Raw genomic sequence first — 26,782 nt, 5'->3', positions numbered from 1 at the left:
GACGCCGTCGGCGTTCGACGGCGACGCCTGCGCGTCCGGTGTCGTGCGTGCGTTCAGGGCGGGCCTCAGCGCGCCGCGAACAGGTTGAGGTCGGCCGCGTGCTCCTGCAGCGACTTCACCGAGAACTCGCCCTGCATGCCGGCCTCGATGGCCTGCACGGCTGCGGCGAGCTCCTGAACCGTCGTGATGACGGGCGCGTTCATCGACGTTCCCGCCGCGCGGATCGCGTAACCGTCGGCGCGCGCATCCTGGCCGGACGGCGTGTTGACGATCATGCCGACCTCGCCGTCGAGGATGCGCTGAACGATTGTCTTCTCGCCGTCCTCGCCCTGGCCCTGCGAGTGCTTGCGCACCGTGGTCGAGGCGATGCCGTTGCGGCGCAGCACGTCCGACGTTCCGCTCGTCGCGAGCACCGTGAAGCCGAGGTCGACGAGGCGCTTGACGGGGAACAACATGGCGCGCTTGTCGCGGTTGGCGCACGAAACGAAGATGTTGCCCGAGCGCGGCAGCCCCTGGCCCGAACCGAGCATCGCCTTGGCGAACGAGGTGGCGAAGTCGGCGTCGATGCCCATGACCTCACCGGTGGAGCGCATCTCCGGGCCGAGGAGTGAGTCGACGACCTCTCCCTCGGCGGTGCGGAAGCGCTGGAACGGCAGCACGGCTTCCTTGACCGAGACCGGAGCGTCGAGGGGCAGGTGCGAACCGTCCCCGGTGGGCGGCAGCATGCCTTCGGCGCGCAGGTCGGCAATCGAGGAGCCGAGCATGACGCGGGCGGCGGCCTTGGCGAGCGGCACGGACGTTGCCTTGGCGACGAACGGCACCGTACGGCTGGCGCGCGGGTTGGCCTCGAGAACGTAGAGCACGTCCTGAGCGAGCGCGAACTGCACGTTCATGAGGCCGCGCACACCGATGCCCTCGGCGAGAGCGAGCGTCGAGGCGCGAACGCGGTCGAGCTCCTCGGTGCCGAGCGTTGCCGGCGGCAGGACGCAGGCCGAGTCACCGGAGTGGATGCCGGCCTCCTCGACGTGCTCCATGATGCCGCCGAGGTACATCTCCTTGCCGTCGTAGAGGCAGTCGACGTCGATCTCGATGGCTTCGTCGAGGAAGCGGTCGACGAGCACGGGGTGCTCGGGCGACGCCGTCGTCGCACGCGTGACGTACCCACGCAGCGTGTCGTCGTCGTAGACGATCTCCATGCCGCGGCCACCGAGCACGTAGCTCGGGCGCACGAGCACCGGGAAGCCGATCTCACGGGCCACCTCGACGGCCTCGTCGGCCGAGTAGGCGATGCCGTGGCGCGGCGCGGGCAGGTTCGCCTCGGCGAGCACGCGGCCGAACGCTCCGCGGTCCTCGGCCAGGTCGATGGCCTCGGGAGACGTGCCGACGATCGGCACGCCCTCGGCCTTGAGGGCGCGCGCCAGGCCGAGCGGCGTCTGGCCGCCGAGCTGGACGATGACGCCCGCGAGCGGACCGGCCTCACGCTCGGCGTGGACGACCTCGAGCACGTCCTCGAGCGTCAGCGGCTCGAAGTAGAGGCGCGAGCTCGTGTCGTAGTCGGTGGAGACCGTCTCGGGGTTGCAGTTGACCATGACGGTGTCGAAGCCGGCGTCACGCAGCGCGAACGAGGCGTGCACGCACGAGTAGTCGAACTCGATGCCCTGACCGATGCGGTTGGGGCCCGAGCCGAGGATGATGACGGCGGGCTTCTCGCGCGGCAGCACCTCGCTCTCCTCGTCGTAGGAGGAGTAGTAGTACGGCGTCTGCGCAGCGAACTCGGCTGCACAGGTGTCGACCGTCTTGTAGACCGGGCGCACACCGAGCGCGTGGCGGACGCCGCGCACGACGTCCTCCTTCATGCCCGTCAGCTGTGCGAGCTGGGCGTCGGAGAAGCCGTGCTTCTTCGCCAGGCGCAGCAGTTCCGGCGTCAGCTGGGGTGCGCGCGAGATCTCCTCGGCCACCTCGTTGATGAGCTGCAGCTGGTCGAGGAACCACGGGTCGATCTTCGTGGCCTCGTGCACCTCTTCGACGCTGAGGCCGCCACGCAGCGCCTGCTGGACGAGCAGGATGCGGCCGTCGGTCGGGCGCTTGGCCTGCTCGAGCAGCTCGCGCGCCATCTCGGGCGTCGGCAGGTCGTCGGCGCGCCAGTGGAACTGCGCCTCCTTGCGCTCGATGGAACGCAGCGCCTTCTGCAGCGCCTCGGTGAAGTTGCGGCCCAGCGCCATGGCCTCGCCGACGGACTTCATGGTCGTCGTCAGGGTCGGGTCGGCGGCCGGGAACTTCTCGAACGCGAAGCGCGGCACCTTGACGACGATGTAGTCGAGCGTCGGCTCGAAGCTCGCCGGCGTCTCGGCCGTGATGTCGTTCGGCACCTCGTCGAGGGTGTAGCCGATGGCCATCTTCGCCGCGATCTTGGCGATCGGGAAGCCGGTGGCCTTCGACGCGAGCGCCGACGAACGCGAGACGCGCGGGTTCATCTCGATGACGATCATGCGGCCGTCGGCCGGGTTGATGGCGAACTGGATGTTGCAGCCGCCGGTGTCGACGCCGACCTCGCGGATGACGGCGATGCCGACGTCACGCATGCGCTGATACTCGCGGTCGGTGAGCGTCAGCGACGGGGCCACGGTGATGGAGTCACCGGTGTGAACACCCATGGGGTCGAAGTTCTCGATGGAACAGACAACAACGACATTGTCGACGTTGTCCCTCATCACCTCGAGCTCGTACTCCTTCCACCCGAGGATCGACTCCTCGAGGAGCACCTCGGTGGTCGGGCTGGCCTGCAGGCCCGCGCCGGCCATGCGGCGCAGGTCGGTCTCGTCGTAAGCGAAGCCGGAGCCGAGGCCGCCCATGGTGAACGAGGGACGCACGACGACCGGGTAGCCGAGCTCCTCGGCGCCGGCGAGCACGTCGTCCATGGAGTGGCAGATGTAGGAACGGGCCGACTCGGCGCCACAGCGCTCGACGACGCCCTTGAACTTCTCGCGGTCCTCGCCGAGCTCGATGGCTTCGACTTTGGCGCCGATGAGCGGGCAGCCGTACTTCTCGAGCACGCCGTCCTTGTGCAGGGCGATGGCCGTGTTGAGCGCCGTCTGACCACCGAGGGTGGCGAGGACGGCGTCCGGGCGCTCCTTCTCGATGATGGAGGCGACGATCTCGGGCGTGATCGGCTCGACGTAGGTGACGTCTGCGGTCTCCGGGTCGGTCATGATCGTCGCCGGGTTGGAGTTGACAAGGATGACGCGAAGGCCCTCCTCTCGCAGCACGCGGCAGGCCTGCGTACCCGAGTAGTCGAACTCCGCGGCCTGGCCGATGACGATCGGGCCGGAGCCGATGACGAGGACGCTCTTGATGTCGGTGTTCTTGGGCATCAGGCGCTCACCTTCGCGTCGATGTGGTCGCTCATCATGGCGACGAAGCGGTCGAACAGGTAGGCCGCGTCGTGCGGCCCGGCTGCGGCCTCCGGGTGGTATTGCACCGAGAAGGCGGGGATGTCGAGGCAGCGAAGCCCCTCGACGACGTCGTCGTTGAGGCACACGTGCGAGACCTCGACGCGCCCGAAGTTCGTGCCGTGCTCGGCGTCCGCAGGGGCGTTGGTGTGCCCCTCGATGGGTGCGTCGACGGCGAAGCCGTGGTTCTGGGCGGTGATCTCGACGGTGCCGCTCTCCTTGTCGAGCACGGGCACGTTGATGCCGCGGTGGCCGTACTTCAGCTTGTACGTGCCGAAGCCGAGGGCGCGTCCGAGCAGCTGGTTGCCGAAGCAGATGCCGAAGTACGGAATGCCGGCGCCGAGTACGTCACGCAGGAGGCCGACCTGAGGCGCGGTGGCCGGGTCGCCCGGGCCGTTCGAGAAGAAGACACCGTCGGGGTTGATCGCCTGCACCTCCTCGAGCGTCGCCGTGGCCGGCATGACGTGCACCTCGATGCCGCGCTCGCTCATCATGCGCGGGGTGTTCGACTTGATGCCGAGGTCGACCGCGGCCACGGTGAACTTCTTCTCGCCCTGGGCCGGGACGACGTAGGTCTCCTTCGTCGCGACCTCGGAGGCGAGCTCGCTGCCCTCCATCGTCGGCGCGTTCTTCACGGCCGCGAGGAGTTCGGAGTCCAGCTTGTCCGCGTCCGCGCCGGAGAAGACGCCAACACGCATGGCGCCGCGCTCGCGCAGGTGACGCGTGAGGGCGCGCGTGTCGATCTCGCAGATCCCGACGATGCCCTGCTCGACGAGGTCGTCCTCGAGCGTGCGCACGCTGCGCCAGTTCGACGGGCGGATGGCGGGGTCGCGCACGACGTAACCGGCCACCCAGATGCGGCGCGACTCCTCGTCCTCGTCGTTCATGCCGGTGTTGCCGACGTGCGGCGCCGTCATGACGACGACCTGCTTGTGATAGCTCGGGTCGGTCAGCGTCTCCTGGTAGCCGGACATCCCGGTGGAGAAGACGGCCTCACCGAACGTCGTACCCTCGGCGCCGTAGCTGCGACCGCGGAAGACGCGCCCGTCCTCGAGGACGAGCACGGCGTCGGAACGCCGGGCGAGAACGCCGGTCTGATCGTTCGTGTTCACTGGTGAACCTCTCCGTTGGCGAAGGTGCGGCGTCCGCGCAGGAACGTCGCGGCGACGGCGCCCTTGAGCGTGCGTCCGTGCCAGGGGTTGTTGCGGGAAAGCGACTTCGATTCCTCGCGGTCGACGACGTTCGTCACCGCGGGATCGAAGAGGGTGATGTTCGCGGGGGCACCGGCCACGAGGCCGCCGCCCTGCGACGTCAGGCGGGCGATGCGCGCCGGCCGCGCTGAGGTGGCCTCGGCAACCTGCGCCCACGTCATGCGGCCCGGTTCGACCATCGTCGTGTGGAGCACCGAGAGCGCCTGCTCGAGCCCGAGCATGCCGAACGCGGCGTCGGCGAAGGCGTGCTCCTTGTCGTGGCGGGCGTGCGGGGCGTGGTCGGTGGCGACGGCGTCGATCGTGCCGTCGGCGAGCGCCTCGCGCACGGCCTCGATGTCCTCCGCGGGACGCAGCGGCGGGTTGACCTTGAACACCGGGTCGTACCCGGCGAGCAGGTCGGTCTCGAGCATGAGGTGGTGCGGCGTGACCTCCGCGGTGACGTCGATGCCGAGCGACTTGGCCCAGCGCAGCACCTCGACGGTGCCCGCGGTGGAGGCGTGCGCGATGTGCACGCGGCTGCCCGTGTGACGGGCCAGCATCACGTCGCGCGCGACGATGACTTCCTCGGCGACACCCGGCCAGCCGGGCAACCCGAGGCGCCCGGAGACCTCGCCCTCGTGGCAGCACGCGGAGCCGTCGGCGAGCAACGGATCCTGGGCGTGCTGGCTGACGACGCCGTCGAACGCCTTGACGTACTCGAGGGCGCGGCGCATGAGGCGGGCGTCGTGGACGCACTTGCCGTCGTCGGAGAACACGCGCACCTGGGCGCGGCTGCGCGCCATGAGACCGAGCTCGGCGAGCTCCTCACCGGCGAGGCTCTTCGTCACGGCACCGACGGGGTGGACGTCGACGAGACCGACGCGCTCCCCCAGTTCGGCGATCCGCTCGGCGGCCTCCGCGGTGTCGGTGACGGGGTTCGTGTTGGCCATCGCGAAGACGGCCGTGAAGCCACCGGCTGCGGCGGCGGCCGATCCGGTGCGGATCGTCTCGGCGTCCTCACGGCCCGGCTCCCGCAGGTGCGTGTGCAGGTCGACGAGGCCGGGAAGAGCGACGAGGCCGTCGGCGTCGACGCGCTCGATGCCGGACGGAACATCGAGCCCCGTACCGATTTCGGCGATACGCCCGTCGCGCACGAGGATGTCGGCGGCCCCGCTGCCGACGACGTCGGCGCCGGTGATGAGGTAGTCGGTCGTGCTGGCCATCAGGCGCCGGCTCCTTCGTTCGAGGCGAGCAGGTGGTAGAGAACGCTCATGCGCACGGCGACACCGGCGCTGACCTGGTCGAGCACCTTGGAACGCGCTTCGTCGGCGGCGTCGGGGCTGATCTCGAGGCCGCGGTTCATGGGCCCCGGATGGCAGATGACGGCGTGCGCCGGCAGGAGGCCGAGGCGGTCGCGCGTGAGTCCGTACCCGACCGTGTACTCGCGGGGCGTCGGGAAGTAACCGCCCGACATCCGCTCACGCTGCACGCGCAGCATCATGACGGCGTCGGCGTGCGGGAGCACGGCGTCGAGGTCGTAGCTCGTCTCGAATCCGTCGGCCCCAGCCCACGCGGCGATACCGCTGGGCATGAGAGTCGGCGGCGCGACGAGCGTGACGTGCGCGCCGAGCGTCTTGAGCAGGATGAGGTTCGAACGCACGACGCGGCTGTGCGTCAGATCGCCGACGATGACGACGTGCTTGCCCTCGAGCGTGCCGAGCTGCGCCTGCATCGTGTAGGCGTCGAGCAAGGCTTGTGTGGGGTGCTCGTGGGTACCGTCACCGGCGTTGACCACCATGCAGTCGACCCACTGGCTCACCTGCAGCGGAGCGCCGGAGCGCATGTGGCGGATGACGAGACCGTCGACGCCCATGGCGGCGACCGTGAGCACGGTGTCGCGCAGCGACTCGCCCTTGCTCACGCTCGAGCCTTTGGCGCTGACGTTGATGACGTCGGCCGAGAGCCACTTGCCCGCGATCTCGAAGGAACTGCGGGTGCGGGTCGAGTCCTCGAAGAAGAGATTGACGACGGTGCGTCCGCGCAGGGCGGGCAGCTTCTTGACCTCGCGGTTCTGCACGTCGTGCATCGCACCTGCGGTCTCGAGGATCTGCCCGGCCATGTCACGGCTCAGGTCGGCTGCCGAGAGAAGGTGCTTCATGCGTCGCTCCTTGCGGCGGAACCCGAGATGCGAACCTCGTCGGCGCCGTCGATCTCGGTGATGGAAACCCGCACGTGCTCGCTCGTGGCGGTCGGCAGGTTCTTGCCCACGTGGTCGGCACGGATCGGAAGTTCGCGGTGCCCGCGGTCGACGAGGACGGCGAGGCGCACGGCCTTCGGACGGCCGAGATCGCCGAGGGCGTCGAGAGCGGCGCGGACCGTGCGTCCGGAGAAGAGCACGTCGTCGACGAGGACGACGGTGCGCTCGTCGATGCCACTGGCGGGGATGTCGCTGTGGTGGGCTACGCGAGCCGGGTTCTTGCGCAGATCGTCGCGGTACATCGTGACGTCGAGCCTGCCGACGGGGATGTCGACGCCTTCGACGGCCTTGAGGGCGTCACCGAGGCGGCGGGCGAGGTGCGCTCCGCGCGTCGGGATGCCGAGGAGGACGAGATCGTCGGCGCCCTTGTTGCGTTCGAGGATCTCGTGGGAGATGCGGCGCAGAGCTCGCGCGATCTCGGGAGCCGACAGCACCACCCTCCCCACATCGGGCGGTGAACCGGCCGCCTCGCGGCCCGATTCGGTGTCGGCGGGGTGCCCGTTCCCGGGTACGCCCATGTCGTCGCGCGTCATGCGCAGGCCTCCTTCGCCGCCTCGCGGGACGGATCGTTAAAGGATGATTCCGCGCCCGAGTTTACATGCCCTTCCTCTGGCAGGATGACGCCCGTGACCGACCCGAGCGACACCCCAGCCCGCAGGCTCGAACGCAGCGGCGCTCGCCTCCTCCAGCAGGTCGCGAGCTGATCGGACGTCGAAGCGCCCGCAACCCCTCCATGGGGTGCGGGCGCTTCGGCGGAACTGCGGTCGGCGAGTGTCAGTCGACGAGCGAGGACTTGACCTCGGAGAGCTTCGTCAACAGGCCGCCGATGAACTGCGGCGAGTTGTCGGTCGACAGCTCGGTGGCGAGGTTCTTCGCCTCGGAGACGGCGACGCCGTCCGGAACGTCCTCGACGTAGAGCACCTCGTACGCCGAGACGCGCAGCAGGGCGCGGTCGACAGCCGGCATGCGCTCGAGCGACCAGCCCTTGGCGTAGGTCTCGAGCGCCTCGTTGATGGATCGCCAGTTGTCGACGACACCACGCACGAGCACGGCGGTGTACTCCGGCAGCGGCGCCGGGGTCACGGGGGCGAGGACGCGCTCGTCGAGCAGGTCACGGGCGTTGACGCCGCGCTGTTCGGCTTCGAAGAGCAGGTCGAGGGCGCGCTTGCGCGCCTTGGTGCGAGCGCCCATGAATCAGTTGACGCGGCCCAGGTAGGAACCGTCACGCGTGTCGACCTTGACCTTGGTGCCCTGCTCGAGGAACAGCGGGACCTGGATCTCGGCGCCGGTCTCCAGCGTTGCAGGCTTCGTGCCACCGGTGGAGCGGTCGCCCTGCAGGCCCGGCTCGGTGTGCGTGATCTCGAGGACGACGGAGGCCGGCAGCTCGACGTAGAGGACGGTGCCCTCGTTCGTCGCGACGATCGCTTCCTGGTTCTCGAGGAGGAAGTTCGCCGCGTCACCGACGGTCTCCGCGGGGATGTTGATCTGGTCGTACGTCTTCGTGTCCATGAAGACGTAGTCGCCGCCGTCCTGGTACAGGTACTGCATGTCGGAGCGGTCGACGTTGGCGGTCTCGACCTTGACGCCTGCGTTGAAGGTCTTGTCGACGATCTTGCCCGAGAGGACGTTCTTGAGCTTCGTGCGGACGAAGGCGGGGCCCTTGCCCGGCTTCACGTGCTGGAACTCGACGACGGACCACAGCCCGTTGTCGATCTTGAGAACCATGCCGTTCTTGAGGTCGTTCGTGCTCGCCACGGATTTCCGCCTTCGTTGCTCGCGCGGCACGGGCCTGGCCCGGTCTGCCACGTCACGTCGTCGCTGTGATGCCGACCAGGAGGCGGCGAACAGCGCTTGTCGTTGCTGATTCTGTCGTTGTCACCCGCACGAGACGCACGGGCATCCCCGTCAGTCTAGGGGGCGCGGCGCACCGGCCCGAATCGCGTACGCGCGCAACCCCGGATCAGGCACGGCCGGGGTGATGCGTTTCACGCGTCGGTGTGCTCAGATGGGGGCCATGAAGTGGTCTCGAATCGCCGCGTCCCTCCCTTTCGTCGCAACGGCCGGTGTGGCCGCGCGTGACCTCACGCAGAAGGACCATTCGCTCCTGCGCAACTTCCCCGTCCTGGGTCACGCCCGCTACGGCCTGGAGTTGATCGGCCCGGAGTTGCGCCAGTACATCGTCGCGAGCAACGACGAGGAGCGTCCGTTCAGCCGCGATCAGCGCGCCTGGATCTACCGCTCCGCAAAGGGCGTCAACAACTACGTCGGCTTCGGCACCGACAACGACATGGAGACGCTGCAGGGTTACCCGATCATCAAGCACCGCACCTTCCCGCGGTCGATGGCGGCCGAGACGGAGGATCACGCCATCCCTTGCGCGAAGGTCCTGGGCGGCGCCCGCGGGCGCGCCAAGGCGTTCCGCCCCCGCTCCGTCGTCAACGTCTCGGCGATGAGTTTCGGCTCGCTGTCGGGCAACGCCATCATGGCCATCAACGCCGGCGTGCACCTTGCGGGCGCGATGCACAACACGGGCGAGGGCGGCCTGTCCACCTATCACCGTCAGGGCGGCGAGCTCATTCTCCAGATCGGCACCGGCTACTTCGGGTGCCGTGACGAGAACGGCGAGTTCGACCTCGAGCGTCTCGTGGCCGTCGTCGAGTCGGCGCCGGTCAAGGCGATCGAGATCAAGCTCTCCCAAGGCGCCAAGCCCGGCCTCGGTGGCGTCCTGCCCGGAACGAAGGTGACGAAGGAGATCGCGGAGATCCGTGGTGTCGTCGAGGGCAAGACGGTTGTCTCCCCCAGCCGTCACACCGCGTTCCACGACGAGGACTCGATGCTCGACTTCGTCGAGCGCATCGCGACGAGGACGGGTCTGCCGGTCGGCATCAAGTCCGCTGTCGGCGAGATGGCGTTCTGGCACCGTCTCGCGGACCTCATGTCGAGCACCGACGGTCCCCGCCGGGGGGTCGACTTCATCACGATCGACGGCGGTGAAGGCGGCACGGGTGCCGCGCCCATCGTCTTCTCCGACTCCGTCGCTCTCCCCTGGGCCGTCGGGTTCTCGCGCGTCTACAAGACCTTCTACGAGGCCGGGCTGAGCGATGACATCGTGTTCATCGCCTCCGGCAAGCTCGGCCTCCCGTTGACGGCGACGCAGGCCTTCGCCATGGGCGCCGACATGATCAACGTGGCCCGTGAAGCGATGCTCGCCATCGGGTGTCTGCAGACGCAGAAGTGCCACGAGGACACATGCCCCACCGGTGTGGCCACGCAGAACAAGTGGCTCGCTCACGGCCTCGACCCGCAGCAGAAGAAGCACCGCATGGCGAACTACGTCCTGGCCCTGCGCAAGGACCTGCTCAAGATCAGCGACGCGATCGGTGTGGCACATCCGGCCCTCATCGGCCCGGAGGACCTCGAACTCATGGACGGTGTGCGCCGCGGCGTAGCGCTCGACGAGATCTTCGGCTACCCGGAGGGTTACGGACGCCTCGGGCTCGACCTCGCAGCCGAGATCGAGCGCATCATGGTCGAGGGCGACTTCGTGCACCTCGGCGGTGAGAACGAGGACAACCGGGAGACTGCTGCCACGGAGCAGCCCACGCGCTGACGGCTCTCCCACGAACGCCGACAAGGGCCGGGGCCCTCACCGCTCGGTGGGCCTCCGGCCTTCGTCGTGTCGGCCGTCAGGTGCTCGTCAGGGGTGCGGACGGCTTCGTCGCGACGACGAGTGCGGCCTCACTGGCGAAGTTCAGCAGCCCGTCGTGTGCCTCAGTCGCCGCGAGACGGACGAAGTGCTCCTGCACCGCACGCCGCACGTCCGGCCTCTGAGCGAGGTAGCGTGCGCCGGCGGCCGCCACGCCCGACGAGATCCTGGCCCACAGATCGTCGGGGCTCACGCGCCACCGCCACGTCGTCCGGTCCTTCACCACGACGGACAGACCGGCCGCGCGCGTGATGTCCGCCAGACCTTCCGGGCTCCGCTCGAAGTCGAGATGCTCGGGCAGCTGGGCAGACGGCGGCGATGTCGCGTCGGCGGCCTCGAAGGCAGCGCCGACGAGGTCGGCCCATCCGGCGCCGGCGCGCGTCCAGATCGTCACCGCCAGCCGTCCGCCGGGCCGTAACACCCGGGCAGCCTCTGCCAACGCCGCGCGTGGATCGGCGACGTGGTTGACGACGAAGTTCGCCACGACGGCGTCGACACCGGCGGAGGTTAACGGCAGGTTCGGCAACGCCGCGCGCACCACCCGGGCCGCCTCGGCCGGAGCGTCCATGGCGTCGCCTGTCATCGACGCCATGTCCGCTTCGGGATCGAGAGCGATAACCAGCCAACTGCGCCCAACGGCGGCTCGAGCCACCGTTCCCGTGCCGGAGCCGACATCGAGCAGAACCGCCGAACGCCGCTCCATGGCCGGGGCGACGTGGTCGAGCAGTGTGGGCACGGGCCCGGCGCAGAGCGTCGCAAAGGATCTGCGGTAGCCCTCACTGACGTTCGACCAGGTGCAAGCGCTCGTCACGGCGTCGGCTCGCGGCGGGCTCAGGCGGTGACGGCGTCGTAGGCCGCGCGCAGCTCGTCGCGGCTGGGCCCTTCGAGGCGATGCGTGTCGCCGATGGCGTGCAGCACGACGAAGCGCAGCAGGTTTCCTCGGGTCTTCTTGTCGCGCCCCATCACGGTGAGCATCTCGTCGAAGTCGCCCCCGCTGTACGTGGTCGGCAGTCCCAGTGCTGTGACAATGGCGCGCTGGCGCGCCACCGAAGCGTCATCGAGAACGCCCGCAGCGCGAGCCAGTTCGGCCGCGAACAGGCACCCCACCGCGACGGCGTCGCCGTGGCGCCAGGTGTAGTTCTCGCGCTGCTCGATGGCGTGGGCGAACGTGTGGCCGTAGTTGAGGATCTCGCGCAGGCTCGACTCCTTGAGGTCGGATGCGACGACATCGGCCTTGACCTGCACTGCTCGCTCGACGAGCTCGGTCAGCGCCGCGCCACGCACGTCGAGTGCCGCTTCGGGAGACGCCTCGACGATCTCGAGGATGCGCTCGTCGCGGATGAACCCGCACTTGACGACCTCCGCGAGGCCGGCGGCGACGTCGCGCGCCGGCAGTGTCTCGACGGTCTCGAGGTCAGCGACGACGGCGAGCGGCTCGTGGAAGGCGCCCACGAGATTCTTGCCCTCCGCGATGTTGATGCCGGTCTTGCCGCCGACCGCGGCGTCGACCATGGCGAGCACCGTCGTCGGCACCTGAACGACGCCGACACCCCTTAGCCAGGACGCAGCCACCCAGCCCGCGAGGTCGGTCACCGCTCCCCCGCCGACACCGACGACCACGTCGGTCCGCGTGAATCCGGCCCGAGCCATGACGCCCCACAGGTGCGCGCTGACCTCGACGGTCTTTGCGGCCTCGCCGTCGGGCACGGCCTCACGCAGCACCTCGATCCCGCGCGCGGTGAGATCAGCGGCGACGCGCTCGGCCACCGCGGCCACGGCGGCCTGTTCGATGACGAGCACGCGGGCGGCGGTGTCCGGCACCGCAGCCGCGGCGCGCTCGAGGACGCCGCGTCCGATCGTCACGTCGTAACGACCGGCAACGGAGATGACGCTCATGTGGGGCTCCCTGACGTGGTGCGGTCGGAGGCGTCGCTCGGCGCGGCGCGAACGGGCACCGACGACGGCAGCGGCCGCTTTCCGCCGGTCGATGTGGCCCGTTCGTACCCTGCCTCGATGAGGGCTTCGATGATGCGGGTGGCGGACGCGCCGGTCGTGCCACGTGAGGTGTCGACCTCGACGGTACCGACTTCGGCATACAGGTGGCGGCGCTCGGCGTAGATGCGGCGCCAGGTCTCCAGACCACCGCCCGCCAACACGGGACGCGACGTGTCCCCGCGGATGCGGAATCCGGCGTTTCGCTCGTCCACCGTCAGGGAGACGACGACGTGATCGGCCAGCGCCTCTCGTGTCAAGGGGTCGAGCACCGCCCCGCCGCCGAGGGCCAGAACTCCGTCGAACGACTCGAGTTCGCCGAGGATCACCTCACGCTCGAGGTCACGGAAGGCCTGCTCACCGTCGGACGCGAAGATATCCGAGATGGGTCGTCCCGCGCGCTCGACGATGACGTGATCGCTGTCGCGCAGTTCCACGCCCCACCGGGCGGCGAGACTGCGACCGACGGACGTCTTGCCGGACGCCATCGGCCCGACGAGCACAGCCCGCGGTCGACGGCGCGGCGGCGTCACGTCCGTCACTCCCACGTCGTGAGGAGCTCAGGGATGTTCGCCAGGTAGCTCTCGTAGTTGCGGCGCGTCTCGGCGACGCTGTCGCCACCGAACTTCTCGACGCAGGCCTCGGCCAGGACGAGGGCGACCATGGCCTCGGCCACAACGCCGGCAGCGGGCACCGCGCACACGTCGGAGCGCTGGTGGATGGCCGTTGCGGCCTCACCGGTGGCGAGATCGACCGTGGCCAGGGCGCGCGGCACCGTCGAGATGGGCTTCATCGCGGCACGAACCCGCAGCACGTCACCGGTGGACATGCCACCCTCGGTGCCACCGGCACGGTTCGTGCGACGGCGGATGACGCCGTCGGTGCGCTCCATCTCGTCGTGGGCCTCGGAACCACGACGGCGCGCGGTGGTGAAGCCGTCACCGACCTCGACTCCCTTGATGGCCTGGATGCCCATGAGGGCACCCGCGAGACGCGAGTCGAGGCGGCGGTCCCAGTGAACGTGCGAACCGAGGCCGGGCGGGAGGTTGTACGCGCAGACCTCGACGACGCCGCCGAGGGTGTCGCCCGACTTCTTCGCCGAGTCGATCTCCGCGACCATCGCCGCGGAACCGTCCTCGTCGAGGGTGCGCACCGGGTCGGCGTCGAGGCGGGCCACGTCATCGGGGCCGGGCAACGCAGCGTCATCGCTGACGGCCGCCGTGCCGACCGCAACGGTGTGGCTCACGAGGCGAATGCCGTAGGCCTGCTCGAGGAAACGCGCTGCGATCTCGCCGAGGGCGACGCGGGCCGCCGTCTCACGCGCCGAGGCGCGCTCGAGCACTGGGCGGGCGTCGTCGAAGCCGTACTTCTGCATGCCGACGAGGTCCGCGTGCCCGGGGCGCGGACGCGTGAGCGGCCGGTTGCGGGCGATCTCCTTCTCGGCGTTGACATCGTTGGACGCCGCGTAGGCCTCGGCCTCGACGGGGTCGGGAGCCATGACGGTCTCCCACTTGGGCCATTCGCTGTTGCCGATCTGCAGGGCGAGCGGAGAACCCAGCGACACCCCGTGGCGCAGGCCGCCGATGAACGTCACGACGTCCTGCTCGAACTTCATGCGCGCGCCGCGCCCGTAGCCGAGGCGGCGGCGGGCAAGGGCGTCGGCGATGTTCTGGCTCGTGACCTCGACACCGGCCGGAAGGCCCTCGATGATGCCCATGAGGGACGGGCCGTGCGACTCACCTGCGGTCAACCAACGAAGCATGCCGGTCATCATTTCACGGCGTCGGAGGCCGCCTGCATCATGTCCGCAATGGGGGCGGGCGTTGCCGTGAAGAGTTCGAACTGTACGGCGGCCTGATGGACGAGCATGTCGAGTCCGTTGACGACCGTGGCACCGCGCTCCTGCATGACCTGCGCGAGGCGCGTCGTCCAGTCGGCGTACACGACATCGAGCACGTAGGGCCCGGCCGCCGGCCCGATGCGCAGCGAAGGCGCGTCGACGAGGCGGTCGGCGACGACGTCGGCCCCGCCCTGCGGAAGCGTGGAGACGACGAGCAGACAGCGACCGACGAGGGCCGGCACCTCGTCCGCGTCCTGGCGGACGACCTGTGCGTCGATCCCGAGCTTGTCGGCGAGGGCCAGGGTTTCGGGACGTGCCGTGGTCCGCACGACGAACGTCACGTCGCTGACACCGAGCTCGGCCAGAGCCGCGATGACGGCGCGAGACGTGGCGCCCGAGCCGAGAACGACCGCGTGCTGGGTGCCCTCGCACCCCGCACCGCGCAGGGCACCGACGACTCCGGCGACGTCCGTGTTGTCGGCATGCCAGCCGTCGTCCGTACGCACGAGCGTGTTCGCCGCGCCGACGCCCCTGGCGAGCGGCGTGGCCGTCGCGGCGGCCGCCAGGGCGGCCTCCTTGCACGGCATCGTCACCGAGAGGCCGTGGACATCGGCGTCGAGTCCGGCGAGGAACTCGGGCACCTCGTCAGCCGTCACCTCGGCGCGGTCGTACGACCAGTCGGTGAGACCGGCCGCCTGGTAGCCCGCCTCGTGGATGACAGGCGAGCGCGAGTGACCGATCGGCGAACCGATGACGAGCGCCCGAGGCATCAGCACTTACCAGGGTTCTTCTGGCACCACTCGCGGAACTTCTTCTCGTTCTCGAGCTGCTGGTCGTAGGTCTCCGAGAAGAGCGTCTCGCCCGTCTCCTGGTTGACCGTGACGAAGTACTTCCACGGGCCGGGCGTCGGGTTGGCTGCCGCCTTGATCGCCGCGGCACCGGGGCTGTTGTACGGCGTCGGCGGCAGACCCTTGTGCTTGTACGTGTTGTACGGGCTGTCGCTCTGACGGTCTTCGTTACTCGTCGTCACCGTGCCGCGCTTGTGAATGATGTAGTGCACGCTCGAGTCCATCTGCAGGGGCATGTCCTCGTCGAGGCGGTTCTCGATGACGCGGGCGACCTTGCCGTCGTCAGCGCCGGCCGGCGACTCGGCCTGCACGATGCTGGCCTTGGTCAGCACTTCCTGGAGCTGGTCGGCGCGAACGTCGAGCGAGTTGAGCTGGTCCTTGGTGTTCTTCACCATGGCCTGCAGTTGCTCCTTGGCCGTCATCGACTTGTCGAAGTCGTAGGTCGAGGGGAACAGCCAGCCCTCGAGCTTGCCGTTCATCGACTTGGGCAGGCCGAGCTGGTTGGCGGTGACCTTCTCGTACTCACTCACCGGACGACCGCTGCCCTTGGAGAGCTTGGCGAAGATCTCGCTCTGCCACAGACCTTCCTGAATGACGATGCCGCCGCCGACGCGGTTCTTCGGGTCCTGCAGGGCCGTCAAGGCGGACTCGGCGCTCTGCTTCTTGCGCAGCTTGTAGGTACCCGGGGTGAGGTTGACCTTCGGGTTGGCAGCCATGGCCTCGACGAACGCGGACGTCGACTTCGTGACGCCGGCCTCGACCAGGGAGGAACCGATCGTGCTGCCGGCGTCGCCCTTGTTGATCTTCACCTCGACGGTCTCGTCCTCACCGGCGCCGTCGTAGTCGCCACCCTGGCTCTGGAACGAGGGCAGGCCGAGGCCGAGAGTCCGCCAGGCGAACGTTCCGCCGACCAGGACGAGGACAAGGGCGAGAACGAGCGGCACCATGCCGCGGCGACGGTTCGGGTTGTAGTCGACCGACGTCTCCCCCGCCTCACGACGACGCTCCGCTTCGCGCAGTGCCTCGTCGCGGTCGCGTCGCTCACGACGCGTCATGGCCGGATTCTTGCGGGCCTTGGGCAACGCGGCGCGAGTCTGCGCTCCACGCTCACCCTCACGACGCACGGCCTGGCTCGGGTCGACCTCGTCCTCGGCGCGGCCGAAGAGTCGATCTCGGGGCGAACTACCCATGGTGCGAGCCACCTTCTTTCGTCGTGCGCCGGGCGCGGGGTTTGCGCCCACCGACCTCGGCCCCGGGGGGCCGGCCGGTTCCGCGCTCGGTGTCGAGCGCAGCTTGCAGGATGAGCACCGCCGCCTGTTGGTCGACGTGCGTGCGGTGCTTACGTCCCGCCACCCCGCTCTCGTGCAGGGCACGGTGTGCGGTCACCGATGTTAGACGTTCGTCGACGAGAACCACGCGAAGCTGCGGCCGAAGGCCCTTCAGCGTGTTGGCCCACGCCCGGGCCGCCGCCGTGGACGCAGTGTCCTCGCCCTTCATGTTGAGGGGCAGCCCGACGACGACCTCGAGCGCCTGAGCCTCGTCGGCCGCTTCCGCGACGGCGACGACGTCCTTGTTCGTCGACTCCGCTCGAGCGAGCGTGCGGATCGGGGTGGCCATGATGCCGGAGGGGTCACTGGCCGCCAGGCCGACACGTACCGTGCCGACGTCGACGCCCAGTCGCACTCCGGTTCTCATGGCCACCCCGCCCGTATCAGTTCGTGACCGTGCGGCCGACGGTGTGCTCGACCTCGGCGAGCGCCTCGCCGAGCTTGGAGGCATCCTGACCACCGCCCTGGGCGAGGTCCGGCTTGCCGCCGCCACCGCCGCCGAGGACACCGGCCGCGACCTTGACGAGGTCACCGGCCTTGACGCGCCACTCGCGTGCAGGGGCGTTCGTCGCCACGACGACGACCGGACGGCCCTTGCTCACACCACCGACGGCGACGACGGCCGGCGACGAGTCACCGAGCTTCGAGCGCAGGTCCATGGCGAGGGTGCGAGCCGAGTCACCGTCGAGCGACTCGTCGTGATGCGAGACGAAACGGACGCCGAAGACGTCCTTCGCGTTCTCGACGAGCGAACCGGCCGCGGCGGCCATCTGCTGCTGCTTGAGGCGGCTGATCTCGCGCTCGGCGTCCTTGATGCGGGTGAGCATCTCGGAGATCTTCTCCTTGAGCTCACCTGGCTGCGCCTTCGTCATCGACGTGAGGTCGGCGACGAGGGCGCGCTCCTTGGCGAGGTAACGCAGGGCGTCGATGCCGACGAAGGCCTCGAGGCGCCGCACTCCGGAACCGACCGACGACTCGCCCGTGAGGGACAGTGCACCCACCTGCGAGCTGTGCGCGACGTGCGTACCACCGCAGAGTTCACGCGACCAGGGGCCGCCGATCTCGACGACGCGCACCTGCTCGTCGTAGGTCTCGCCGAAGAGGGCCAGCGCGCCCCGCTTCTTGGCCTCGGGCAGCGTCATGTACTGCGCGGAAACCGGCAGGTCGCGGCGCACCGCGAGGTTCGCCACCTCTTCGATCTCGCTGCGGGTCTCGGGCGAGAGCGCCGAGTTCCACGCGAAGTCCAGACGCAGGTAGCCGGGCTTGTTGTACGAGCCGCTCTGGAGCGCGGACGGGCCGAGCACCTCGCGCAGGGCAGCGTGCACGACGTGCGTGCCCGAGTGCGCCTGGCACGCGGAGATTCGCCACTCGGGGTCGACCTTCGTCTGCACACCCTCGCCGACGCGCACGGGGCCGTCGAGCACCTCGACGGTGTGCGCGATGAGGCCCTTGACCGGGCGCTGCACGTCGATGACCTTGAGTCGGCCACCGGGTGTGACGATGATGCCCTCGTCGGCGATCTGACCACCGGACTCGGCGTAGAACGACGTGCGGTCGAGCACGATCTGACCGTTCTGGCCCGGCTCGAGCTCCTCGACAGCCGTACCGCCGGAGACGAGACCGCGCACGGTCGCCTCGGCCTCGAGGCCGTGGTAGGCGAGGAACTCCGTGGCGCCCTGCTCGCGCAGCTGCGTCCACACGGCGACGTCACCGTGACCGGTCTTCTTCGCCTTGGCATCGGCCTTGGCACGCTCGCGCTGCTCGGTCATGAGGCGACGGAAGCCCTGCTCGTCGACGCTGACGCCCTGTTCGGCCGCCATCTCGAGCGTGAGGTCGATCGGGAAGCCGTACGTGTCGTGGAGGCTGAAGGCCTTCTCCCCCGACAGCACCGGCGCAGCACCGGAGCCTTCGCTCGACGTCGCCTGCTTGGCCTTGTTCACCGCGGTGTCGAGGATCGTCGTGCCCTGTACGAGCGTGCGGCGGAACGCCTCTTCCTCGGCGTAGGCGATCTGTGAGATGCGCGCGAAGTCCGTCTTCAGTTCCGGGTACGACTGCGACATGCGCTCCATCGAGATCGGGAACAGGTGCGGCAGGGCCGGGTCGGCGTAGCCGAGCAGGCGCATCGCGCGCACGGCGCGGCGCAGCATGCGGCGCAGCACGTAGCCGCGCCCTTCGTTGCCGGGCGTGACGCCGTCACCGATGAGCATGAGCGAACTGCGCACGTGGTCGGCGACCACCCGCAGGTGCACGTCGTCGGGGTGGCTGCTGGCCGACGACTGGCCCGAGTGCGCGCCGTAGCGCTTGCCGGTCATCTCGGCCGCCATGTCGAGGACGGGGTAGACCTCGTCAATCTCGTAGAGGTTGTCGACGCCCTGCAGCAGCGACGCCATGCGCTCCAGACCCATGCCCGTGTCGATGTTGCGCTTCGGCAGTTCCCCGGCGACGTCGAAGTCAGCCTTGCTGCGCACTTGCGACAGTTCGTACTGCATGAAGACGAGGTTCCAGATCTCCATGTAGCGGTCCTCGTCGACCGCCGGGCCGCCCTCGGTGCCGTACTCGGCGCCGCGGTCGAAGAAGATCTCCGAGCAGGGGCCACCGGGCCCGGGCACGCCCATGCTCCAGTAGTTGTCGTTGGCGTCACGACGCGTGATGCGCTTCTCGTCGACGCCCACGACGTTCTTCCAGATCTCGAAGGCCTCGTCGTCGGTCTCGTACACCGTCGGCCACAGGCGGTCGGCATCAAGTCCGTAGCCGCCGGCGCCCTGGTCGGTCGTCAGCAGTTCCCAGGCGAACTTGACGGCGTCTTCCTTGAAGTAGTCGCCGAAACTGAAGTTGCCGTTCATCTGGAAGAACGTGCCGTGACGGCTCGTCTTGCCGACCTCTTCGATGTCACCGGTGCGAACACACTTCTGGACGCTCGTGGCACGCGTGAACGTGGGCGTCTGCTGGCCGAGGAAGTACGGCTTGAAGGGCACCATGCCCGCGTTGACGAACAACAGGTTCGGATCGTCGTGGATGAGCGGGGCGCTCGGCACGACCGTGTGGCCCTTGCTCTCGAAGAACTGCAGCCAACGGCGCCGGATCTCGGCGGTTTCCATCAATCGCCCTCACTGGTAGGTGTCGTACGGGTGTGCGTCCGCCATCATCCCATGCGCGACGGGAGTTCGAGTGCCCCCACCGGCGCGGGTCGCGAGGCGCAGCGGGTCAACGCTGCCTCGTCACGCTCCCTGAGGTCTTCCCGCTCATCGCCTGCTTGATGCCGTAGCCCACCGAAGCGACCTTGAGCATCGGCCGACCGACGGTTGCCACGGTGAGCGAGGTCAGCGCGTTGAGGTTGTTGGACATGGTCGCAAGGTTGGCGGTGATGGCGTCGAGTCGTTCGATCTGGCCGTTCGTCGCGGAAACGGTGTTCGTCATCTCGGTGATGAGCGGCAGGGTCTCGTCGCTCACCTTCCGCACAGCGGCGCTGGCCTCGTCGAGAACGGCGCCGGCCTTGTTGATGACGCCGCCGAGGCGCCACACGAGTACGGCGAACGCCACCGCCGCAATGAAACCGGCGATCTCACCCACGGAAACGCTCATCTCGTCACACCCCTTCTTCCGCGCCCATTATGACCGCACACGTCACAGCCCTCCCGCGCGGGAGCGGGAGGGCTGGACGCGCACAGTGCGCAAACCTAGTGAGCTGAGTCGGCCACCGATGTGGCCGCGCGGCACTGACCGATCGACCCCACGTCACACGACGTCGGTGCGAACCTCCGGGAAGTGGCAGGCGACGCGGTGGCCCGGCGCCACCTCGGTGGCCTCGGGCTCGACCTGGGCGCACAGGTCCTGAGCCTTGGGGCAACGCGTGCGGAACACGCAACCCGACGGCGGGTTCTGCGGGCTGGGCAGGTCGCCCTTGAGCAGGATGCGCTCACGCTTGCCCTTGAGCGTCGGGTCCGGAATCGGCACAGCCGAGAGCAACGCGTGCGTGTACGGGTGCTGCGGCCGCTCGTAGAGCGTGTCGCGATCCGCGTCCTCCATCACCTTGCCCAGGTACATGACGATGACGCGGTCGGAGATGTGACGCACGACGGACAGGTCGTGTGCGACGAAGACGTACGCCATCTTGTCGCTCTCCTGGATCTCCTCCAGCAGGTTGACGACCTGAGCCTGGATCGACACGTCTAGCGCCGACACCGGCTCGTCACAGACGATGACCTGCGGCTTGAGCGCGATGGCTCGGGCCACACCGATGCGCTGACGCTGACCACCCGAGAACTCGTGCGGGTAACGGTTGTAGTGCTCGGGGTTGAGGCCGACGCGCTCCATGAGTTCCTGAACCGCGTTCTTCACACCCCCCTCGGGCTTGACGCCCTGGATGTCGAACGGCGCCGCGATGATCTTGCCGACCGTGTGACGCGGGTTGAGTGAGCCGTGCGGGTCCTGGAAGACCATCTGCAACTCACGACGGATGCGACGCAGGTCGCCGCCCTTGAAGTTGGTGATGTCCTCACCGGCGAACTCGATGGTGCCGCCCGTGGGTTCGAGGAGCTTGAGCATCGTGCGCCCGGCGGTCGACTTGCCACAACCCGACTCCCCCACCAGCCCGACCGTCTCGCCGCGGCGGAGGACGAGGTCGATGCCGTCGACAGCCTTGACGGGGTTGTCGGGGCGACGGATGAGGCCCGCTTTCTTCTGCGGGAAGTGCTTCTGAAGGCCGCGGACACGCAGCACCTCTTCACCGACGGCGACCTGCTTGGCGCCCTCGACGGTGTTCTCCTGTGCGGGGGTGGTCATGCGTCGTCTCCCAGCTTGGTGGAGCCGTGGGCCTCGACGGGTCCAGCGGCGGCGGGGGTGTCCATGGTGCGGGCCTGCGCCGGCTTCATGTGCTCGGCCTTCTGCTCCTCGGTGAGGAAGCAGCGGGCCTGCTGATCACCGAACGTGTAGAGATCCGGCATCTCGGTGTCGCACCGGCTGCCCGGCACCAGGTGCCTGAACGCGCAGCGGGGAGCGAACGAGCATCCCTTGGGCAGGCTGATGAGCGACGGCGGGTTTCCGGGGATCGGGTCGAGCTTCTCGCGGCGGGCCTCGTCGAGGCGCGGCATCGAGTTGAGCAGCCCAACGGTGTAGGGGTGCTGCGGCTTAGCGAAGGTGTCGTAGACATCTCCGCGCTCGACCGGGCGGCCCGCGTACATGACGAGCAGGTCGTCGGCGACGTCGGCAACGACGCCGAGGTCGTGCGTGATGATGATGATCGCCGACTTGAACTCCTGCTGGAGGTCCAGCATGAGGTCCAGAATCTGCGCCTGGACCGTCACGTCGAGCGCCGTGGTGGGCTCGTCCGCGATGAGCAGCTTGGGGTCGTTGACGAGCGCCATGGCCGTCATCGCGCGCTGACGCATACCGCCGGAGAACTCGTGCGGGTACTGGTCGACGCGCTTCTGCGGGGACGGGATGCCGACACGGGCGAGCATCTCGATGGTGTGCTCGCGAGCTTCCTTCTTCGAGGCCTTCGGGTGGTGAACCTTGTAGGCCTCGATGATCTGCGCGCCGACCGTGTAGTACGGGTGCAGCGCCGAGAGCGGGTCCTGGAAGATCATCGACATCTTCTGGCCGCGCAGTTCGCGAAGGCGGTCTTCCTTGATGGTGAGCAGGTCGTCACCGTCGAAGTCGATCTGGCCACTGATCTGCGCGTTGGTTCCGCGGTTCAGACCGAGGATTGTCGTACTCGTGACCGACTTGCCCGAACCGGACTCACCGACGATGCCAAGGGTCTGGCCCTCGTAGAGGTCGAAGCTCACACCGTCGACCGACTTGACGACACCGTCGTCGGTCGGCCAGTGGACCTTGAGGTCGCGCACCGACAGCAGCGGACGGCCGGACTTGTCGACGACCTTCTTACCGGGCTTCTCAGCCGAAGCGGTGAAGCGCTCCTGTGCGTGCTTGGCGTCACCGGCGCCCACCTTGGCAGCGGCGGTGGCGACAGCGTCCCCGGCCTTCGACACTGCGGCCTCGGCCGCGTCCCCGACCTTGTCGGTGACGCTCCGTGAGTCACTGCCGAGGTGACGGGCGTTCGAGTTGGGCGTCGAACCGCCGGAGTTCTTCTTGAGCTTGTCAAACATGCGGTTCTCCCTCATCCCAGCTTCACGCGCGGGTCCACGACCGCGTAGAGCACGTCGACGACGATGTTCATCACGATGACGAGCGCCGACAGGACGACGACAATACCGACGTTCATGGGCAGGTCCGGAACGAGCGTCGAGTTGACGACCAGCTTGCCCAGACCGTCGTAGTTGAAGACCGATTCCGTGATCGGTGCACCGCCGACCAGGACGGCGAAGTCGATACCGGCCATCGTCATGATCGGGGTGACGGCAGCACGCATCGTGTGCTTCCACAGGATCTTGCCCTTGGCCAGACCCTTGGCCTTGGCCGTACGCAAGTAGTCCTCGCTCATGGTCTCGAGTACATAGGCACGCGTCATACGGACATATCCGGCGGCCGTGAACAGCGCCAGGGTGAGCGCCGGGAGCAGCAAACCCTTGAACCAGCCCAAGAGCCCGCCTTCTTCGATCGTTACGTACTCGGGCACTTCGACCAGGCCCCACTTGAGTGCGACGAACTGGTAGAGCAGAAGCCCCATCGCGAAGGTCGGGAAGGAGTAGAAGAACAGAGCGGTACCGACGACGGATTTGTCGACGAACGTCCCGTTCGTCAAAGCCGCGACGATGCCGAGTCCGACCCCCAGGACTATCACCAAAGTGAACGCGACGATGGCGATGGAGAACGAGATGGGGAACGCTTCCTTCACCGCGTCCGTCACGCTCTGACTTGCCAACGGGGAGTACCCGAGGCAAGGAGCCTCGCACTCGGCGATCGTCTCCGGCGCCTTCGCCTTCAGTTCGGGGTCGTCGGGGAACTCGCGCCCGGCGACTGTGCCCTTGACGAAGTCACCCCACTGAACGAGAACCGGCTTGTCGTACCCGAGGGCCTTGCGGTTCTGCTCGATGAGCTGCGGCGTGCAGTTCTTGCCGCAGGTCTGACGGGCCGGGTCCTTGCCGGCGGCGAAGAAGAGCACGAACGTCACGAGCGTGACCATGAGGAGCATGATCAGACCCGAGAAGATTCGGCGGATGACGTAGGCAACCATGAGCTTCCGGCCCTCGCGGGCTGTCCTCTCGAACGGGGAACAGGATGAGTTCGAATGCCGGTCTGCGACCGGCGAACCGGCGGGGCATCGGTGGATGCCCCGCCGGTCAGGTGGTGATCAGGCGATCACTTGGAGACGCCGATGGCACCCAGGTCGGGGTACATCGAGGTCGCCGGGTTGTTGATGTAGTTCGTCACCTTCGAGCCACGCAGGTAGTAGAACTTCTGGATCTCGAGCGGGATGTAGGCAACGTCCTCACCGAGCTTCTTGTCGATCTGCTTGTAGACCTCACCGGCCTCGTCGACGGACGTCTTCTTGGCCGCCTCGTCGATCATCTTGTTGACCTCGTCCGACTTGTAGTTGCCGTAGTCCTGGCCGTTCGACTTCTCGGTCAGGTTGAGGCGGCTGTCGAAGAGTGCCGGGATGACGGTGCTGGCCGACGGCCAGTCCGAACCCCAGCCGCCCCAGAACACGTCGCCGTCGGCCTTCGGGTTCTGGATGACGTCGTAGTACGTGTCGGTCAGACCGTTGAGCGTGACCTTGAAGCCGGCCTTCTCCCAGTTGTCCTTCATGGCGCCGGCCTGCTTGTCGGCGGTCGGCGTACCACCGGAGTAGGTGAACTTGATGTTCTTCTCGGACGCCGGAACGCCCTCGAGGAGCTTCTTCGCCTTCTCGATGTTGCCCTTCGGAACGTCCGTGAACGCCGGGTTCTTGGCGTAGGCGGTGGTCAGCGCGGGGTTGATGATCGAGTACGAGGGTGCGTAGGCCTTGTCGCCACCGCCAGCGGTGATCCAGGCGTCCTGGTTCGTCGCCGCGAGGAGGGCCTGACGGACCTTCAGGTTCTTCATCTTGTTGAAGTTCGGGACGAGGTAGTCGACGTACGGCGACTCGACGTTGACCGAGCGCTTCTGCGAGTCACCCTTGATCTGGCCGTACATCGACGGCGGGATCGCGCGGTCCGTGATGGCGGACTTGTCCTTGCCACCGTCGGCGATCAGACGCTGGTTGATGATCTCGTTCGTCAGACCTTCCTTGAACTCGATCTTGTCCGGGAGGGCCTTGCGGACGCCGTCCGTCTTGGCGTCGTAGTGCTCGTTGCGCACGAACGTACCGCCCGTGCCCTTCTTCCAGGTGCCCTGCAGCTTGTACGGGCCGTTGGAGAAGATGGCGTAGTTGCTCTTGTCGCCCTTGTCCTTGTCCTTGCGGTACGGGTCGAACGCACGCAGCGACGCGACGGCCAGGTTGAAGTCCGGCCACGCCTTGTTGAACTTGTACGTGATCGTCTTGCCCTCACACGTGACGGCCTTGTCGAACTCCGCCTGGCCTTCCTTCTTGTAGGGGCCGTTGTACGCGGGGGCGTCACCCTTCTTCGGGATGTCGAGGAAGCCGATCGCGTAGTTCGGGCCACCCGTGATGACGTCGGTGGCGAACGTGCGGCTCAGGCCGTACTTGAAGTCGGCGCAGGTGATGTCCTTGCCGTCCTCCCACTTGACGCCGTCCTTGATCGTGAACTTCCACGTCTTGCCGCCGTCCGACATCTTGCCCGTGTCGGTGGCGAGGTCGGCGACGGGCTTGTCGGCCTTGGCCTTGTCCTCCGTGACCGGGAACTGCACGAGCGAGCGGTACGTCAGGCGACCCAGGTTGGACAGGTCACGACCGATGTACATGCGCTGCGGGTCGAGGTGCTCCGCGGGGCGCTTTGTCAGGTAGTAGAGCGTGCCACCCGACCCCTCGGCGCCCGAACCCCCGGACTTGTTGTCACTCGAGCCGCCGCCACATGCAGCGAGGCCCATCGAACCAGCCACCGCCACGGCGAGGATGGAATACGACTTCTTGTTCATCGTCATCTCCTTGATGAAGCAGGATCCGCCGAGGCGATCCAACTGGCCTGACCGTTGCTGGTCAGGAGTACGGGGTGCCACGTGTCAGTGGCGGTCGGCCTTGGGGTCCAAGGCGTCGCGGAGGCCGTCACCGACAAGGTTGAAGCTCAGCACCAGCAGAGCAACAGACAGGGTCGGGGCGAAGAAGTAGAGAGCGTTGGTCTGCGCGTAGGCAACCGAGTCGTTGATGATGTTTCCCAGCGTCGGGGTGGGCGCCTTGATGCCGACCCCGAGGAACCCGAGGGCCGCCTCGGCCGAGACGAAGACCGGGAACAGCAGCGTGGAGTACACGAGCAGCGGGGCCCACAGGTTGGGCAGCAGCTCGGTGAAGTACAGGCGCTTGTTCGAGGCGCCGAGGCTTCGAGCGGCTTCGACGAACTCGCGGTTGCGCAGGGTCATGACCTGACCACGGATGATTCGCGCGAAGGTCGGCCATCCGAACAGGCCCAGGACGAGAATGACGTAAAGGCCCATCGCGACATTGCCCTTCGGAACTCCGATGTCTTCGAGGCGCGCGACCAGTGTTCCCGAAAGAGCGAGCAACATGAGCGTCTGCGGGAAACACAAGACGAGGTCGATCAAACGGCTGCACAGGAAGTCGACCTTGCCGCCGGAGAAGCCCGCGATGAGACCGATCACGAGACCGATGCTGATCGCCACGATCGTGGCGCACAGACCGACGATGACGGAGAACGTCACACCCAGCATGAGGCGGCTGAGCAGATCTGTGCCGCTACCGGGAACAACCCCCAGCAGGTGGCTTCCACTGATGCCGACCTTCGGGTTACCCGAGGAGTCGATCAACTCGCGGTGGTTCGTGAAGGGGTCGATGACGCCCATCTTGTCGAGGATCGGCGAGGCGATCGCGCACAGGATGAACAGAGCCGCGATCATCATGGCGGCGAGGGTGCCCTTGTCCTTCTTCAGGCGACCGAGGGCGATCTGCCGAAGCGAACGTCCTTCGATCTTCTTGGGGCTCTCGGACTCCGCGCCGTCGGGAGAGAAGTTCTCGACGTTCGGATCGCCGGTGACCATCGTCAAGGCTCTGCCCTTTCGGTAGCGACGCCCTGTGGGGCGCTTCGGTCCGCGCGCGAAAAACCTGTTGCGGGAAGGTGTCCCGCTGTGCGCACCCACAGATCATGCCTCAGCGAAGGTGT

General features: G+C 67.9%; 22 protein-coding genes. 1 reads left to right on the top strand and 21 read right to left on the bottom strand.

The features are described 5' to 3' along the window. Nucleotides 1–65 precede the first annotated feature (65 nt). The 7 genes from carB to efp all read right to left on the bottom strand — a co-directional run bounded on the left by carB (nt 66) and on the right by efp (nt 8,651). Complete coding sequence (carB, locus tag EVU97_RS02570; protein ID WP_129663299.1) at nt 66–3,371, bottom strand: carbamoyl-phosphate synthase large subunit; 3,306 nt, start codon at nt 3,369–3,371, stop codon at nt 66–68. Next, complete coding sequence (gene carA, locus EVU97_RS02565) at nt 3,371–4,561, bottom strand: glutamine-hydrolyzing carbamoyl-phosphate synthase small subunit (RefSeq protein WP_129663297.1); 1,191 nt, start codon at nt 4,559–4,561, stop codon at nt 3,371–3,373. Before carA ends, carB begins: the two co-directional genes overlap by 1 nt. After that, nucleotides 4,558–5,862 (bottom strand): dihydroorotase, encoded by a 1,305-nt coding sequence (locus EVU97_RS02560; RefSeq protein WP_129663294.1) that lies wholly within the window; start codon nt 5,860–5,862, stop codon nt 4,558–4,560. The genes carA and EVU97_RS02560 overlap by 4 nt, the downstream gene beginning before the upstream one ends. Next, nucleotides 5,862–6,797 (bottom strand): aspartate carbamoyltransferase catalytic subunit, encoded by a 936-nt coding sequence (locus tag EVU97_RS02555; protein ID WP_129663292.1) that lies wholly within the window; start codon nt 6,795–6,797, stop codon nt 5,862–5,864. The genes EVU97_RS02560 and EVU97_RS02555 overlap by 1 nt, the downstream gene beginning before the upstream one ends. Continuing rightward, nucleotides 6,794–7,429, bottom strand: a complete 636-nt coding sequence (pyrR, locus tag EVU97_RS02550; RefSeq protein WP_129663291.1) for a bifunctional pyr operon transcriptional regulator/uracil phosphoribosyltransferase PyrR — start codon at nt 7,427–7,429, stop codon at nt 6,794–6,796. The genes EVU97_RS02555 and pyrR overlap by 4 nt, the downstream gene beginning before the upstream one ends. Before the next feature lie 241 nt (nt 7,430–7,670). Further along, entirely contained in the window at nt 7,671–8,087 is a 417-nt protein-coding gene (gene nusB / locus EVU97_RS02545) for a transcription antitermination factor NusB (RefSeq protein ID WP_047312691.1), read from the bottom strand. A 3-nt stretch (nt 8,088–8,090) separates the two neighbouring features. Beyond that, entirely contained in the window at nt 8,091–8,651 is a 561-nt protein-coding gene (gene efp, locus EVU97_RS02540; protein WP_047312690.1) for an elongation factor P, read from the bottom strand. Nucleotides 8,652–8,910: 259 nt separating this feature from the next. On the opposite strand from efp, the gene EVU97_RS02535 reads away from it, so the two are divergent. Then, complete coding sequence (locus EVU97_RS02535) at nt 8,911–10,506, top strand: FMN-binding glutamate synthase family protein (protein ID WP_129663289.1); 1,596 nt, start codon at nt 8,911–8,913, stop codon at nt 10,504–10,506. Nucleotides 10,507–10,582: 76 nt separating this feature from the next. Here the strand turns inward: EVU97_RS02535 and EVU97_RS02530 are convergent, their stop codons facing one another. The 14 genes from EVU97_RS02530 to EVU97_RS02465 form a co-directional block, all read right to left on the bottom strand. Continuing rightward, entirely contained in the window at nt 10,583–11,338 is a 756-nt protein-coding gene (locus EVU97_RS02530) for a class I SAM-dependent methyltransferase (RefSeq protein WP_129663287.1), read from the bottom strand. Between the two features lie 95 nt (nt 11,339–11,433). Next, entirely contained in the window at nt 11,434–12,498 is a 1,065-nt protein-coding gene (gene aroB / locus EVU97_RS02525; protein ID WP_129663285.1) for a 3-dehydroquinate synthase, read from the bottom strand. After that, the gene (locus EVU97_RS02520) at nt 12,495–13,142 is read right to left on the bottom strand and encodes a shikimate kinase (RefSeq protein WP_129663283.1); all 648 of its coding nucleotides are present in this window, start codon (nt 13,140–13,142) and stop codon (nt 12,495–12,497) included. Before EVU97_RS02520 ends, aroB begins: the two co-directional genes overlap by 4 nt. Then, a complete protein-coding gene (gene aroC / locus EVU97_RS02515; RefSeq protein ID WP_129663281.1) occupies nt 13,133–14,356 on the bottom strand; it encodes a chorismate synthase in 1,224 nt (407 codons plus the stop codon). Before aroC ends, EVU97_RS02520 begins: the two co-directional genes overlap by 10 nt. 8 nt (nt 14,357–14,364) lie before the next feature. Next, nucleotides 14,365–15,204 carry a shikimate dehydrogenase gene (locus tag EVU97_RS02510; protein WP_205744856.1) on the bottom strand — a complete coding sequence of 280 codons (840 nt, stop codon included), beginning with the start codon at nt 15,202–15,204 and terminating at the stop codon, nt 14,365–14,367. Beyond that, nucleotides 15,204–16,472 (bottom strand): endolytic transglycosylase MltG, encoded by a 1,269-nt coding sequence (gene mltG / locus EVU97_RS02505; protein WP_129663277.1) that lies wholly within the window; start codon nt 16,470–16,472, stop codon nt 15,204–15,206. The genes EVU97_RS02510 and mltG overlap by 1 nt, the downstream gene beginning before the upstream one ends. Then, nucleotides 16,465–16,977 (bottom strand): Holliday junction resolvase RuvX, encoded by a 513-nt coding sequence (gene ruvX, locus EVU97_RS02500; protein ID WP_047312686.1) that lies wholly within the window; start codon nt 16,975–16,977, stop codon nt 16,465–16,467. Before ruvX ends, mltG begins: the two co-directional genes overlap by 8 nt. 16 nt (nt 16,978–16,993) lie before the next feature. Next, on the bottom strand, nt 16,994–19,708 hold the full coding sequence (gene alaS, locus EVU97_RS02495) for an alanine--tRNA ligase (protein WP_129663275.1): 2,715 nt from the start codon (nt 19,706–19,708) through the stop codon (nt 16,994–16,996). 106 nt (nt 19,709–19,814) lie between these two features. Next, the gene (locus EVU97_RS02490; RefSeq protein ID WP_047312684.1) at nt 19,815–20,192 is read right to left on the bottom strand and encodes a DUF948 domain-containing protein; all 378 of its coding nucleotides are present in this window, start codon (nt 20,190–20,192) and stop codon (nt 19,815–19,817) included. A 153-nt stretch (nt 20,193–20,345) separates the two neighbouring features. Then, complete coding sequence (locus EVU97_RS02485; protein ID WP_047312683.1) at nt 20,346–21,392, bottom strand: ABC transporter ATP-binding protein; 1,047 nt, start codon at nt 21,390–21,392, stop codon at nt 20,346–20,348. Further along, entirely contained in the window at nt 21,389–22,717 is a 1,329-nt protein-coding gene (locus EVU97_RS02480; protein ID WP_231579607.1) for an ABC transporter ATP-binding protein, read from the bottom strand. The genes EVU97_RS02485 and EVU97_RS02480 overlap by 4 nt, the downstream gene beginning before the upstream one ends. An 11-nt stretch (nt 22,718–22,728) precedes the next feature. Then, nucleotides 22,729–23,745: an ABC transporter permease gene (locus EVU97_RS02475; protein ID WP_047312682.1), complete on the bottom strand. Its 1,017-nt coding sequence runs from the start codon at nt 23,743–23,745 to the stop codon at nt 22,729–22,731. Nucleotides 23,746–23,870: 125 nt separating this feature from the next. Continuing rightward, on the bottom strand, nt 23,871–25,586 hold the full coding sequence (locus tag EVU97_RS02470; protein WP_225911158.1) for an ABC transporter substrate-binding protein: 1,716 nt from the start codon (nt 25,584–25,586) through the stop codon (nt 23,871–23,873). Between the two features lie 84 nt (nt 25,587–25,670). After that, complete coding sequence (locus EVU97_RS02465) at nt 25,671–26,660, bottom strand: ABC transporter permease (protein WP_047312680.1); 990 nt, start codon at nt 26,658–26,660, stop codon at nt 25,671–25,673. Between the last annotated feature and the right edge of the window lie 122 nt (nt 26,661–26,782).

The sequence above is a fragment of the Dermacoccus sp. 147Ba genome (assembly GCF_004151355.1).
GTDB classification, from domain to species: Bacteria; Actinomycetota; Actinomycetes; order Actinomycetales; family Dermatophilaceae; genus Dermacoccus; species Dermacoccus abyssi.
Note: the sequence above shows the minus strand (reverse complement) of the source record. Positions and strands in the feature narration are given on the sequence as shown.

What these genes read in the sequence shown, in the direction of transcription:
- EVU97_RS02510 (WP_205744856.1), bottom strand. Translation starts at nt 15,204, where the DNA reads ATGCCTCGGGCGCTCGTCATCGGTTCGCCGATCGGTCACTCGCGCTCG.
- ruvX (WP_047312686.1), bottom strand. Translation starts at nt 16,977, where the DNA reads ATGAGAACCGGAGTGCGACTGGGCGTCGACGTCGGCACGGTACGTGTC.
- nusB (WP_047312691.1), bottom strand. Translation starts at nt 8,087, where the DNA reads ATGGGCGCTCGCACCAAGGCGCGCAAGCGCGCCCTCGACCTGCTCTTC.
- mltG (WP_129663277.1), bottom strand. Translation starts at nt 16,472, where the DNA reads ATGGGTAGTTCGCCCCGAGATCGACTCTTCGGCCGCGCCGAGGACGAG.
- EVU97_RS02470 (WP_225911158.1), bottom strand. Translation starts at nt 25,586, where the DNA reads ATGAACAAGAAGTCGTATTCCATCCTCGCCGTGGCGGTGGCTGGTTCG.
- EVU97_RS02535 (WP_129663289.1), top strand. Translation starts at nt 8,911, where the DNA reads ATGAAGTGGTCTCGAATCGCCGCGTCCCTCCCTTTCGTCGCAACGGCC.
- aroB (WP_129663285.1), bottom strand. Translation starts at nt 12,498, where the DNA reads ATGAGCGTCATCTCCGTTGCCGGTCGTTACGACGTGACGATCGGACGC.
- EVU97_RS02475 (WP_047312682.1), bottom strand. Translation starts at nt 23,745, where the DNA reads ATGGTTGCCTACGTCATCCGCCGAATCTTCTCGGGTCTGATCATGCTC.
- EVU97_RS02555 (WP_129663292.1), bottom strand. Translation starts at nt 6,797, where the DNA reads ATGAAGCACCTTCTCTCGGCAGCCGACCTGAGCCGTGACATGGCCGGG.
- EVU97_RS02490 (WP_047312684.1), bottom strand. Translation starts at nt 20,192, where the DNA reads ATGAGCGTTTCCGTGGGTGAGATCGCCGGTTTCATTGCGGCGGTGGCG.
- pyrR (WP_129663291.1), bottom strand. Translation starts at nt 7,429, where the DNA reads ATGACGCGCGACGACATGGGCGTACCCGGGAACGGGCACCCCGCCGAC.
- EVU97_RS02465 (WP_047312680.1), bottom strand. Translation starts at nt 26,660, where the DNA reads ATGGTCACCGGCGATCCGAACGTCGAGAACTTCTCTCCCGACGGCGCG.
- EVU97_RS02485 (WP_047312683.1), bottom strand. Translation starts at nt 21,392, where the DNA reads ATGACCACCCCCGCACAGGAGAACACCGTCGAGGGCGCCAAGCAGGTC.
- EVU97_RS02480 (WP_231579607.1), bottom strand. Translation starts at nt 22,717, where the DNA reads ATGTTTGACAAGCTCAAGAAGAACTCCGGCGGTTCGACGCCCAACTCG.
- alaS (WP_129663275.1), bottom strand. Translation starts at nt 19,708, where the DNA reads ATGGAAACCGCCGAGATCCGGCGCCGTTGGCTGCAGTTCTTCGAGAGC.
- carB (WP_129663299.1), bottom strand. Translation starts at nt 3,371, where the DNA reads ATGCCCAAGAACACCGACATCAAGAGCGTCCTCGTCATCGGCTCCGGC.
- EVU97_RS02560 (WP_129663294.1), bottom strand. Translation starts at nt 5,862, where the DNA reads ATGGCCAGCACGACCGACTACCTCATCACCGGCGCCGACGTCGTCGGC.
- aroC (WP_129663281.1), bottom strand. Translation starts at nt 14,356, where the DNA reads ATGCTTCGTTGGTTGACCGCAGGTGAGTCGCACGGCCCGTCCCTCATG.